General features: G+C 41.8%; 8 protein-coding genes. 5 read left to right on the forward strand and 3 right to left on the reverse strand.

Going from position 1 to position 13,071, the window contains the following annotated elements; all coding sequences use genetic code 11:
* Window positions 1-71: 71 nt before the first annotated feature.
* Entirely contained in the window at window positions 72-1,343 is a 1,272-nt protein-coding gene (locus V470_00615) for a sugar ABC transporter substrate-binding protein (protein ID AHZ46958.1), read from the reverse strand.
* Between the two features lie 474 nt (window positions 1,344-1,817).
* Here V470_00615 and V470_00620 point away from each other — a divergent pair, with 474 nt between their 5' ends.
* Window positions 1,818-3,335 carry a 4-alpha-glucanotransferase gene (locus V470_00620; protein ID AHZ46959.1) on the forward strand — a complete coding sequence of 506 codons (1,518 nt, stop codon included), beginning with the start codon at window positions 1,818-1,820 and terminating at the stop codon, window positions 3,333-3,335.
* Window positions 3,336-3,357: 22 nt separating this feature from the next.
* Window positions 3,358-5,616 (forward strand): maltose phosphorylase, encoded by a 2,259-nt coding sequence (locus V470_00625; protein ID AHZ46960.1) that lies wholly within the window; start codon window positions 3,358-3,360, stop codon window positions 5,614-5,616.
* 62 nt (window positions 5,617-5,678) lie between these two features.
* Here the strand turns inward: V470_00625 and V470_00630 are convergent, their stop codons facing one another.
* Window positions 5,679-6,527: an rRNA (guanine-N1)-methyltransferase gene (locus V470_00630; protein AHZ46961.1), complete on the reverse strand. Its 849-nt coding sequence runs from the start codon at window positions 6,525-6,527 to the stop codon at window positions 5,679-5,681.
* 151 nt (window positions 6,528-6,678) lie between these two features.
* On the opposite strand from V470_00630, the gene V470_00635 reads away from it, so the two are divergent.
* On the forward strand, window positions 6,679-6,957 hold the full coding sequence (locus tag V470_00635) for a hypothetical protein (GenBank protein AHZ46962.1): 279 nt from the start codon (window positions 6,679-6,681) through the stop codon (window positions 6,955-6,957).
* Between the two features lies 1 nt (window position 6,958).
* Window positions 6,959-9,019, forward strand: coding sequence for an ATPase P (locus V470_00640; GenBank protein AHZ46963.1), 2,061 nt, complete (start codon window positions 6,959-6,961; stop codon window positions 9,017-9,019).
* 77 nt (window positions 9,020-9,096) lie between these two features.
* Here the strand turns inward: V470_00640 and V470_00645 are convergent, their stop codons facing one another.
* The gene (locus V470_00645) at window positions 9,097-10,353 is read right to left on the reverse strand and encodes a tyrosine--tRNA ligase (protein ID AHZ46964.1); all 1,257 of its coding nucleotides are present in this window, start codon (window positions 10,351-10,353) and stop codon (window positions 9,097-9,099) included.
* Between the two features lie 140 nt (window positions 10,354-10,493).
* Here V470_00645 and V470_00650 point away from each other — a divergent pair, with 140 nt between their 5' ends.
* Entirely contained in the window at window positions 10,494-12,995 is a 2,502-nt protein-coding gene (locus V470_00650; GenBank protein ID AHZ46965.1) for a transglycosylase, read from the forward strand.
* Window positions 12,996-13,071 lie beyond the last annotated feature (76 nt).

Below are 13,071 nucleotides of genomic sequence, written 5' to 3' on the forward strand. Positions count from 1 at the left end.
CAACTGCAATCATTCGTAAATTTATAAAATCAAAGGGGGATCTGTATTCTCCCCCCTTGTAACGAATTCAATTATTCACCAAATTTTTGTTTGATTGTTTCTTTGATCAATGTTACAGCATCGTTAGCAGCTGTCTTAGCATCTTTCTTACCGCTTACAGCGTCAAAGAGCATTGTTTTAGCTGGATCCCAAACAGCTGACATTTGAGAAATGTTTGGCATTGGTTGAGCGTTCTTGAACTGTTTGATAACAGCTGTTGTCAACTCATCGTTTTTACCTTCAGCGTATGAACGAGCTTCAGTGTTAGCTGGGATTTCGTTAGTTGCATCGTAGAATGCTTTTTGTTGTTCAGTTGAAACAAGGAAGTCTACAAATTTTTGTGCAGCTTCAAGGTTCTTAGTGCTTGATGGGATGATCCAAGCTTTACCACCACCGAATGGTGTGTATTCTTTACCATTTGGAAGAGTTGGAATAGTAGCAACACCGTAGTTTACTTTAGCATCTTTGAATGCTTGAGCTTTCCAAGGACCGTCGATGATAGCAGCTGTTTTACCTTCTTGGAATTGAGTTTGGATCAAGTTTGCAGCACCTTCAGTATCTTGCATACCTTTAGGCCATTTTTCATACCAAGATTTAGCGTAGTTGACACCAGTGATAGAACCGTCGTTTGCAAGACCGATGTCTTTAGCGTCTTTACCGTTTTGTCCGAATACGTAACCACCGTTACCAGCAAGAAGTCCGTATGCGTAGTAGAAGTTTGTCCAGTCAGCTAGGAATGCAGTAGTTTTGCCATCTTCACCAGCGAAAGCGTATTTGCTGTCTTTAGCAAGTTCTTCTAATTCAGCAAAAGTTTTTGGAGCTTCTTTTAGCAAGTCTTTGTTGTAGTACATAACAAGTGACTCAATAACGGCAGGAGCACCGTAAACTTTACCGTCAGCAGCTGTTACAAGAGATTTAGTCTTATCATCTGTTTTTGCACCATCGCTCAAAGTAACTTCTGAAAGTTGTCCGTCAGTACCAAGGCTACCTACGCGGTCGTATGGTGCCATCATAACGTCAGCAGCTTGACCTGATTGGTTGTCAAGAGAAAGTTTGTCAAGTCCACCAAGTTGGTCACCTGATTTGATGTTAACTTTTGTACCTGATTCTTTTTCATAAGCTGCAGCAACTTTTTCAGCGTAGGCTTTGTATTGGTCTTCAACGTAGAAAGTGATTTCTTTTGCTTCAGATGAGCTAGTATCAGCTGCTTTATCAGCAGTTTTGCTTCCGCAAGCTACCAAAAGTAAGCTAGCAAGAGTAGCAGTTCCGAGCACAGCAGCGCTCTTCATGAATTTAGATGACATAGTGTATTCCTCCTAAAGAATAACAAAAATAATTTAATGAGAAAACGCAAACGTTTTCTTTTACGAACTTAGTATAGCACAAATAGAAAACGGTTGCAAGCTTTTTTAGAAAAATTTTTAAAAAAATTTTAAGGTTTCAAACATTTGTTAAAGCCCATATATAGGAAAGAACTTAAAATGTTTGTTTTTTTTGAATTGAAAATATATTAGGAAAACGATTGCGTAAATTCGGCTCGGTTTTTCAGAAAATAGAGCAGATATTGGGAATGAATTATCTTAAATCAGAAAATCTTTAAAATTTTTTCGCTTATTTCATAAAATATCAGTGGCAACAAGTTTTGTTTGATTAAAATAATTCAAAAAAATTTTTTAAAAACGCTTGCATTTGTTTTTGAAATGCGTTATACTTAAATTAACGCAAACGTTTGCGCCTTAATTGCGCAACGTTTTATAACAAACACATGAGGTGCTATTATGAAAAAACGTCAAAGTGGTGTGTTGATGCACATCTCTTCTCTGCCAGGAGCATACGGGATTGGATCATTTGGGCAGACTGCCTATGATTTCGTTGATTTCTTGGTTCGTACGAAGCAACGTTACTGGCAAATCCTCCCTCTTGGGACAACAAGCTATGGAGATTCTCCATACCAATCATTCTCAGCCTTTGCTGGAAATACGCATTTTATCGACCTTGATATCTTGGTAGAGCAAGGCTTGCTCGAAGCTAGAGATCTTGAAGGTGTTGACTTTGGTAGTGATGCATCGGAAGTCGACTATGCGAAGATTTATTACGCACGTCGTCCGCTTTTAGAAAAAGCAGTTAAACGTTTCTTGGAAGTGGGAGACGTCAAAGCTTTTGAGAAGTTTGCTCAAGACAACCAATCATGGCTTGAACTCTTCGCAGAATATATGGCTATCAAAGAGCATTTTGACAATCTTGCTTGGACAGAATGGCCAGATGCAGACGCTCGTGCTCGTAAAGCTTCAGCACTTGAAAGCTACCGTGAGAAATTGGCAGACAAGTTGGTTTACCACCGTGTGACTCAATATTTCTTCTTCCAACAATGGTTGAAATTGAAAGCCTACGCTAACGACAACCACATCGAAATTGTTGGAGACATGCCTATCTACGTTGCGGAAGATTCAAGCGACATGTGGGCAAATCCACATCTCTTCAAGACAGATGCCACTGGTAAAGCAACTTGCATCGCAGGATGCCCACCAGATGAGTTTTCTGCCACTGGTCAGCTTTGGGGAAACCCAATCTATGACTGGGAAGCAATGGACAAAGACGGGTACAAATGGTGGGTTGAACGCTTGCGTGAAAGGTTCAAAATCTACGATATCGTTCGTATCGACCACTTCCGCGGTTTCGAATCTTACTGGGAAATTCCTGCTGGTTCCGATACAGCAGCACCTGGTAAATGGGTGAAAGGTCCAGGCTACAAACTCTTCGCAGCCGTTAAGGAAGAGCTTGGTGAGCTAAACATCATCGCAGAAGACCTTGGTTTCATGACAGATGAAGTTATCGAGTTGCGCGAACGTACTGGCTTCCCAGGGATGAAGATTCTTCAATTTGCCTTCAACCCAGAAGACGAAAGTATCGATAGCCCACACTTGGCACCTGCTAACTCTGTTATGTACACAGGAACACACGATAACAATACAGTTCTTGGTTGGTACCGTAATGAGATCGATGATCCAACTCGTGAGTACATGGCGCGTTACACCAACCGTAAAGAGTATGAAACAGTGCCGCACGCAATGCTTCGTACAGTATTTTCATCAGTGAGCTTCATGGCTATTGCAACCATGCAAGACTTGCTAGAACTAGATGAGGCGGCTCGCATGAACTACCCATCTACTCTTGGTGGAAACTGGTCATGGCGTATGACAGCAGACCAACTCACACCAGCTGTTGAAGAAACTTTGCTTGACTTGACTACAATTTATCGCCGAATTAATGAAAATTTGGTAGAATTAAAGAAATAAGACAATATCAGGAGACACAAAAATGTTACCATTAAAAGAATTTGTACAAAAGCGTTACAATAAAACTATTGCAGAATGTAGCAATGAAGAGCTTTACCTTGCTCTTCTCAACTACAGCAAGCTTGCTAGCAGCCAAAAACCAGTCAACACTGGTAAGAAAAAAGTTTACTACATCTCAGCTGAGTTCTTGATTGGTAAACTCTTGTCAAACAACTTGATCAACCTTGGTCTTTACGACGATGTGAAAAAAGAACTTGCTGATGCCGGTAAAGAGTTGATCGAAATCGAAGAAGTAGAATTGGAACCATCACTTGGTAACGGTGGTTTGGGACGTTTGGCAGCCTGCTTTATCGACTCAATCGCTACACTTGGTTTGAATGGTGACGGTGTTGGATTGAACTATCACTTTGGTCTTTTCCAACAAGTTCTTAAAAACAACCAACAAGAAACGATTCCTAATGCTTGGTTGACAGAGCAAAACTGGTTGGTTCGCTCAAGCCGTAGCTACCAAGTGCCATTCGCACACTTCACATTGACATCTACTCTTTACGATATCGACGTACCTGGTTACAAGACAGCTACTAAAAACCGCTTGCGTTTGTTTGACTTGGATTCAGTTGATTCTTCTATCATCGAAGATGGTATCAACTTTGACAAGACAGATATCGCTCGCAACTTGACTCTCTTCCTTTACCCAGACGATAGCGACAAGCAAGGTGAATTGCTCCGTATCTTCCAACAATACTTCATGGTTTCAAACGGTGCGCAATTGATCATTGACGAAGCGATCGAAAAAGGAAGCAACTTGCATGACCTTGCAGACTACGCAGTTGTACAAATCAATGATACTCACCCATCAATGGTGATCCCTGAATTGATCCGTCTTTTGACTGCACGTGGTATCGAACTTGACGAAGCAATCTCTATCGTTCGTAGCATGACTGCCTACACTAACCACACAATCCTTGCTGAAGCCCTTGAAAAATGGCCTCTTGAATTCTTGCAAGAAGTGGTTCCTCACTTGGTACCAATCATCAAAGAATTGGACCGTCGTGTGAAAGCAGAATACAAAGACCCAGCTGTTCAAATCATTGATGAAAACGACCGTGTACACATGGCTCACATGGATATCCACTATGGATACAGCGTGAACGGGGTGGCAGCCCTCCACACTGAGATCTTGAAGAACTCAGAGTTGAAAGCTTTCTACGACATCTACCCAGAAAAATTCAACAACAAAACAAACGGTATCACATTCCGTCGTTGGCTCATGCATGCCAACCCAAGACTGTCTCACTACTTGGATGAGATTATTGGACATGGTTGGCACCATGAAGCAGATGAGCTTGAAAAACTCTTGTCATACGAAGACAAGGCTGCTGTTAAAGAAAAATTGGAAAGCATCAAGGCTCACAACAAACGTAAATTGGCTCGTCACTTGAAAGATCACCAAGGTGTGGAAATCAATACAAACTCTATCTTTGATATCCAAATCAAACGCCTTCACGAGTACAAACGCCAACAAATGAACGCTTTGTATGTCATCCACAAATACCTTGATATCAAGGCTGGTAACATCCCTGCTCGTCCAATCACAGTCTTCTTTGGTGGTAAAGCAGCCCCTGCCTACACAATCGCCCAAGACATCATTCACTTGATCCTTTGCTTGTCAGAAGTGATTGCAAATGATCCAGAAGTAGCTCCACACTTGCAAGTGGTTATGGTTGAAAACTACAACGTTACTGCAGCAAGCTTCCTCATCCCAGCATGTGACATCTCAGAACAAATCTCACTTGCTTCTAAAGAAGCTTCAGGTACTGGTAACATGAAATTCATGTTGAACGGAGCTTTGACTCTTGGTACTATGGACGGAGCTAACGTGGAAATTGCTGAGTTGGTTGGCGACGAAAATATCTACATCTTCGGTGAAGATTCAGAAACTGTTATCGACCTTTACGCAAAAGCAGCTTACAAATCAAGCGAATTCTACGCTCGTAAAGCTATCAAACCATTAGTTGACTTCATCGTGAGTGACGCTGTTCTTGCAGTAGGCAAGAAAGAACGCTTGGAACGCCTTCACAACGAATTGATCGACAAAGACTGGTTCATGACTCTCCTTGACTTGGAAGATTACATTAAAGTCAAAGAGCAAATGCTTGCTGACTACGAAGACCGTGACGCATGGTTGGATAAAGTCATTGTTAACATTGCCAAAGCAGGATTCTTCTCATCTGACCGTACAATCGCTCAGTACAACGAAGATATCTGGCACTTGAACTAATAATTACATAACTTAAACCCGTACCTTGAAGGTGCGGGTTTTGTCTTATCTGAAAGTTTTATTTACAGTGCTTTCCCAACCAAAATCTCTGCCTCAATGGTAATCTCTGTCAGTTGACTCCAGTCAATTTTGGTCTGGTCAACATGAAAGAGAAGGGGGGTCATGCTAAGTAAAGCTTGGCGTTGCTCGGCTGTGATGGGTTTGGTTAGGGAAGCTATTTGGATAGATTGGATGCTGAAGTATTCCTGGAAATGTTCCTTGATATCTTGGTTGGAATAGTCCTTGTTTGTCAGCTGGTCTTGTACCCTTTGACGGATTTCTTTGAGGTGATTTTCAGTCGGGATGACCTTGATCAAGATGCCATCTTTGGATAAAACGCGACGGAATTCCCCATAGTTGGCAGGTGAAAAGATGTCGAGCAGGATATCCATACTGGCGTCTTTTATAGGAAGTCGAGCCAGGTCACCGACAAACCAATTAACTGACCAGTTGAGTTCACTTTTAGCTGCGATTTGGACCGAGTCTTTTGAAATGTCAAAGGCATAGAAGGTTTTATCAGAGTGACTTTCTTGGAGTTTACGAGAGTAGAAACCTTCGCCACAACCGATATCCAAGACTGTTTTTGCGGATGGATTAGTTGTTAGTAAGTCCGAGATACCTTCTAAAATAGCCTGATAAAAACCAGCTTCAAGAATTTGCTGGCGGTTTTGGAAGTTTTCCTTGTCGTAGTTGGCAGATTGCTTGATTTGCGGAGCCAAGTTGACATAGCCGAATTTTGCCAGATCAAAAGAATGGCGGTTGCTACACTTGAGGCTAGACTCTACCAAGGCCAGATTTTCTTGGCAGATAGGGCAGGAAAAGGCAGTCGCAGAAGCAAAACGCTGAAGTTTGGGTTTGAGGTTTGTATTCATAGTTTAAGTGTATCAAAAGAGGCAAATGAAAGCAACTTTAGAAATAAGTAGATGGGAGATTCAGTAGAAATAAAACTAATTCTCCAATTTATAGAATAAAATTGCTTTTATATCTAAATTTCTATATAATAATGATAAGGAGGAAATAAGTATGTTAAAAGAAGTATTAACCGTTGCAAAAGTTGCGAAAAAATCATCACTCTTTTTGGGTGGTGTCGCATTTGGTACCCTTGGTTTGAAAATCTTGGCAAGTAAGGAAGCTAAAAAAGGTTATTCTAAAGCTTTGGCTAAGGCTTACAAGTTGAAAGACGGGCTAGATGCATCTGTTTCTGTTGTGAAACAACATGGAGACGATGTCTTGCAAGATGCCAAATATTTGTACGAGCAAGAGAAAAAAGAAGAGCAATTAGATAGCCTTATAGGAGAATAATATGTCTTTTAAAGTGCTACATAGAGGATACCAACATATCCGACTATCATCTTCTTTTTCACTCACCTTGGATATTCAAGACTATCTTCGTTCCTTGGCGAGAGATGAAAAGGGGATTGAGTCTATCCAGTTTTACATGGATCAACAGCACTTTACTCTACGCATAAAAGAAGGCTTTTCTGTATTAGATAATGCAGAAGCCTTTTTAAAAAGAATTGATAAAGGGAAAGTTTCTGAGTTGATGACTCTTCCCATTCGTAGAGAAGAGAGTGCTTATTCTATTGTTTCAGGTGCAGCGATTAAGCGTGTACTTTTTCGTAGTTTTGTGCCGTATCCTATTCGCTATATATGGACTTGTTATCAGGCTTTGGGTTATATTAGAGAAGCCTATCAAACACTAGCGCGTAAGGAACTAACGATGGAAGTCTTGGACTGTTCGGCGATTTTATTGTCCTTGTTTATGAACCAATCCAAGACAGCTAGCAATATCATGTTTATGCTTGATTTGGGGAATCATTTAGATCAGTGGTCTTTGAAAAAAACTGCAACAGATTTAGAACAAAGCCTTCTTGCAAAAGAGAGCGACGTATTCTTAGTACAGGGCGATACGGTTGTTAGTATCAAGAGTTCCGATGTTCAAATAGGAGATGTCTTGGTCCTATCTCAAGGAAATGAAATTCTGTTTGATGGACAAGTAGTTTCAGGTTTAGGTATGGTCAACGAAAGTTCCTTGACGGGAGAGAGTTTTCCAGTTGAAAAAAGAGAGTCTGATTTGGTTTGTGCAAATACAGTATTAGAAACTGGAGAGTTACGCATTCGTGTAACCGATAATCAGATGAACAGCCGGATTTTACAACTGATTGAGTTAATGAAGAAATCTGAAGAAAACAAGAAAACGAAACAACGCTATTTCATCAAGATGGCGGATAAGGTCGTCAAATATAATTTCTTGGGGGCTGGGCTAACTTACCTATTAACAGGTTCTTTTTCTAAGGCTATTTCTTTCCTATTAGTCGATTTCTCCTGCGCTTTGAAAATCTCTACTCCTGTAGCTTATTTGACAGCTATCAAGGAGGGGTTGAACCGTGAAATGGTGATTAAGGATGGGGATGTTCTGGAGAAATATCTGGAAGTTGATACTTTCTTGTTTGATAAGACGGGAACAATCACAACTAGTTATCCTATAGTTGAAAAGGTGTTACCTTTTGGGGACTATAGTGAGGAAGATATTCTCAGAATCAGTGCCTGTCTTGAGGAACACATTTATCATCCTATTGCTAATGCCATCGTCAAGCAAGCTGAGATAGAGGGAATTGAACATGAGGAAATGCATGGGAAACTCCAATATATTGCAAGCAAGGGGATCAAATCTCATATAGATGGCCAACCAGTTCTTATTGGGAATTATGTCTTGATGCAGGATGAGCAGATTCATATCAGTTCAGAACAAAATGCTTTAATTGAAGAGTACAAGAGTCACTACAATCTCTTATTCTTGGCTTATCAGAATGAATTGATTGGAATGTTCTGCATTCATACTCCTTTGAGAAAAGAAGCAAAAGCAGCCTTGGAGAAACTTAAGGCACAAGGGAAAAAATTGATTCTGGCAACAGGGGACACCTTGGTTAGGACAGAGGAATTAGTCAAAGATTTGCCCTTTGATCAGGTCTATACAGACTTGAAACCTGATGGGAAATTTGAGTTAGTAGAGGAACTGCAGAAAGCAGGTCACACGATTTTGATGGTTGGAGATGGATTGAATGACTCAGCGGCTCTAACCCTATCAGATATCGGTGTGGTGATGAATGAGAGTGCAGATATTTCTAAGCAGATGAGCGATATCTTATTGTTAGATAATCGTTTGGATTTCTTCCAAGAGTTGGATTGGCTATCATCATCTTTGCAAACACTCATCAAGAAGAATATTCAAGATACCGTTGTCGTAAATAGTAGTTTGATTGGCTTTGGCTTGTTTAATTGGCTCAGTCCTTCAAACCTCTCTATCCTACATAATCTAACAACCTTACGCATAGTCCTGCGTAGCCTGTCTATTAAGGGATAGGTGGGGACTATTCACAGCAAAAAGGAGTTACCTTTCTCGAGGGTAACTCCTTTGTTTATAGGTAAATGTTTAACAATTTAGTAAGTCAACACAAAGTATTTCTTCTTCCCGCGGCGGATAACAGTGAGTTCGTTTTCTAACTTATCTGCGTCACTCAAGACATAGTCAAGGTCTTGGATACGGTCGCCGTTGACGTAGATAGCTCCGTTTTGGACGTCTTCACGGGCTTGGCGTTTTGAATTCACCACACCAGATGACACGAGGAGTTCCACGATATTGTGGTTTTCGTCTGCTTTTACTTGGTAGTTTGGCACTCCACGAAGTCCTTGTTTGAGTTCTTTGACAGAAAGGTTTTTGATGTTTCCAGCAAAGAGTTGCTCGGTGATGTTAAGGGCTTCTTTGTAAGCTTCTTCTCCGTGAACAAGAGTCACGACTTCACGAGCGAGGACCTTTTGTGCCAAGCGTTCGTGTGGAGCCGCTTCAAACTCTTTGCGGATGTCTTCAATCTCATCGAGTGACAAGAAGGTAAAGATTTTCAAGAAGCGAACAGCGTCAGCATCCATCACGTTCATCCAGAATTGGTACATTTCGTATGGAGAAGTCTTTTCAGGGTTAAGCCAAACTGCGTTTCCTTCTGACTTACCAAATTTCTTACCAGTTGCGTCTGTGATGAGTGGAACAGTGATCACGTGACCAGTCTTGTCAGCCTTACGACGAAGCAATTCGGTACCAGCTGTCATATTTCCCCACTGGTCAGAACCACCGATTTGCAGAGTAACATTGTAGTCTTGGTTAAGGACATAGAAGTCGTACCCTTGCATGATTTGGTAGGCAAACTCAGTGTAAGAAATCCCTGTCTCGATCCGTTTCTTCACAGATTCCTTACTCATCATGTAGTTGACAGTGAAGTATTTTCCGACGTCACGGAGGAAGTCAATGAAGCTGATACTGCCAAACCAGTCGTAGTTGTTGACCATGACAGCCTTATTTTCACCATTTTCAAAGTCAAGAAAACGAGAAAGTTGCCCTTGGATAGACTTGACCCAGCCCTCTACTGTGTCTTTTGTTTGGAGACTACGCTCAGCATCTTTGAAGGACGGATCTCCGATGAGACCTGTAGCACCGCCAACGAGCGCATATGGTTTATGACCTGCTAACTGCAAGCGACGACTGGTCAAGATTGCGACAAGGTGGCCGAGGTGAAGGCTATCAGCAGTTGGATCGTAGCCAGTATAATAAGAAACTTGACCTTCTTCTAGGGCTTTACGCAAAGCTTCTTCATCAGTCGTTTGAAAAATCAAACCACGCTCTTTTAGCTCATCAAAAATGTGCATGTGTCTTTTCTCCTTTATAAAATATTGTTTCTACCTATTGTATCACAAACTCGGACAATAGCCTAGTGGAATAGGGAAGAAAGTGGCTATTTTATTGAAAGTTTCCCTTTTATGGTATAATAGAGAAAGCGAGGACATTCATGAAAGAAAGAATTAATGAATTAAAAACAAAAATGCTGCATTTTTTCCAGCAGCTAATGCAACGAATTGCAAAATGGAAGAAAAGACTAGCAGAAAAACTGGCTAATAAGAAAACCGGTAAAAAGGGGACCTCTTCTGACAAAGTTGGAAGGGCAGGATCTAATTTTGCTAAGGTTTTGAGTGGGTTTAAAATAGTCTTTAACACTCTCTTTATCTTAGGTTTTATCGGTGGACTGTTTGGCGCTGGTGTAGCTATGGGTTATGGAGTCGCTCTATTTGACAAGGCTCAGGTGCCTCAAGCAGAAGAGTTGGTCAAGCAAGTGAAGGATATTGCCTCTATCTCAGAAATCACTTATTCTGACGGCAGTACCATTGCCTCGATCGAGGGTGATTTGTTGCGCACTTCAGTCGCTTCAGATGCTATCTCAGATAACCTTAAGAAAGCCATTGTTGCGACAGAGGACGAGCATTTCAATGAGCACAAGGGAGTTGTGCCTAAGGCCGTTATTCGTGCGACCTTGGGAACCTTTGTCGGTCTAGGCTCGTCTAGTGGTGGTTCGACCTTGACCCAGCAGGTCATCAAGCAACAAGTAGTGGGGGATGCTCCAACTCTAGCTCGTAAGGCTAAAGAGATTATTGATGCTCTTGCTTTAGAAAGGGCCATGGGTAAGGATGAGATTTTGACAACCTACCTTAACATAGCTCCTTTTGGTCGCAATCATAAAGGCCAAAATATTGCAGGTGCCCAGCAGGCTGCAGAAGGAATCTTTGGTGTCAATGCTTCGGATTTAACGGTCCCTCAAGCTGCCTTTATCGCAGGATTGCCACAGAGTCCAATCAGTTATTCTCCTTATGAATCTGATGGTAGCATGAAGAGTGATGAGGACATGGCTTTGGGAATTAAGCGTGCCAAGGATGTCCTCTACAATATGTACCGAACAGGGGCTCTAAGTCAGGAAGACTACGATAAGTACAAAGATTATGACTTTAAGAAAGACTTCCTACCATCAGGTAGTGTTAGTGGTACTTCGCGTGACTATCTCTACTATGCAACCTTGGCAGAAGCAACTGATCGTATGTATGACTACCTCGTCCAACGAGATAATGTTTCTGCGCAAGAATTAAAGAATGAGTCCATTCAGAAATCCTATCGTGATTTAGCCACTAAGGAAATTGAAAATGGTGGATATAAGATTACGACAACTATCAATAAAAATGTTCATGCTGCGATGCAAAATGCGGTTGCGACCTACGGCTATCTGCTAGATGATTCGACAGGCCAGCCTGAGGTGGGGAATGTCCTCATGGACAACCAAACGGGAGCTATCCTTGGATTTGTTGGTGGCCGTAATTATCAAGAAAATCAGAACAATCACGCTATTGATACCAAGCGTTCTCCTGCTTCGACTACTAAGCCGATATTGGCTTACAGTATTGCCATTGATCAAGGTCTGATGGGAAGTGCAAGTATCTTGTCAAACTATCCTACCAACTTCTCAAACGGGAATCCCATCATGTATGTCAATAGTCCTGGTACGGGCATGATGACATTGGGAGAAGCCCTTAACTACTCATGGAATATCCCAGCCTACTGGACGTATCGTACGCTTCGAGAGAAGGGTGTTGATGTCAAGGGCTATATGGAAAAAATGGGTTATGAAATCCCAGAATATGGCATTGAAAGTTTACCGATGGGTGGGGGGATTGACGTTACAGTTGCCCAGCATACCAACGGGTATCAAACTCTGGCTAACAATGGAGTTTACCATAAGAAACATATGATCGCTAAGATCGAGTCAACGGATGGCCGACTGGTATACGAGCACAAGGATGAGCCTGTCCAAGTTTATTCAAAAGCGACAGCAACCATCATGCAAAGTTTGCTTCGCGATGTTATTTCATCTCGGATTACTTCAAGTTTCCAGACGGATTTGACGACTATCAATCCATCCCTAGCTCGTGCTGACTGGATCGGAAAAACTGGTACGACCAATGAAGATGAAAATATGTGGCTCATGCTTTCTACACCTCGCTTGACTTTGGGTGGCTGGTTAGGTCACGATGACAACCGACCACTAGCCAAAGGAGCAGGCCACTACCGTAATGCCAACTATATGGCCCACTTGGTCAATGCTATCCAACAAGCTGAACCTGGAATATGGGGGAATGAGCGCTTTAATCTGGATCCAAGTGTGACCAAGTCACAAGTTCTCCGATCTACAGGGCAAAAACCGGGCAAGGTTTCCATCAATGGGAAAGAAATAGAAGTTTCTGGATCAACAGTAACGAGCTACTGGGCTACTAAAGAAGGTGCCCCAGTGACCACCTATCGCTTTGCTATTGGAGGAAGCGATGCAGATTATCAGAATGCTTGGAAGAATATTCTAGGAAGTATTCCTGCAGTAACTTCTCCAAGCTCAAGTAGCGGTTCGGGAACAACAAGTTCGAGTGGAAATACTCAGAGTGGCTCTTCAGGACGTTCACGTCTGTTTAATCGCTAAGATAGAGTAGCAGCAAGGTTAGTAATTTCCCCTTGTTGCTACTTTTTTCTTGGTTGGTTTCGTGTTACAATAGGAG

It is taken from the genome of Streptococcus sp. VT 162, from assembly GCA_000688775.2.
GTDB lineage: Bacteria > Bacillota > Bacilli > Lactobacillales > Streptococcaceae > Streptococcus.

Coding starts and splice junctions, on each gene's coding strand:
- V470_00635 (AHZ46962.1), top strand. CDS start 6,679: ATGTTAAAAGAAGTATTAACCGTTGCAAAAGTTGCGAAAAAATCATCA.
- V470_00645 (AHZ46964.1), bottom strand. CDS start 10,353: ATGCACATTTTTGATGAGCTAAAAGAGCGTGGTTTGATTTTTCAAACG.
- V470_00630 (AHZ46961.1), bottom strand. CDS start 6,527: ATGAATACAAACCTCAAACCCAAACTTCAGCGTTTTGCTTCTGCGACT.
- V470_00620 (AHZ46959.1), top strand. CDS start 1,818: ATGAAAAAACGTCAAAGTGGTGTGTTGATGCACATCTCTTCTCTGCCA.
- V470_00615 (AHZ46958.1), bottom strand. CDS start 1,343: ATGTCATCTAAATTCATGAAGAGCGCTGCTGTGCTCGGAACTGCTACT.
- V470_00625 (AHZ46960.1), top strand. CDS start 3,358: ATGTTACCATTAAAAGAATTTGTACAAAAGCGTTACAATAAAACTATT.
- V470_00650 (AHZ46965.1), top strand. CDS start 10,494: ATGAAAGAAAGAATTAATGAATTAAAAACAAAAATGCTGCATTTTTTC.
- V470_00640 (AHZ46963.1), top strand. CDS start 6,959: ATGTCTTTTAAAGTGCTACATAGAGGATACCAACATATCCGACTATCA.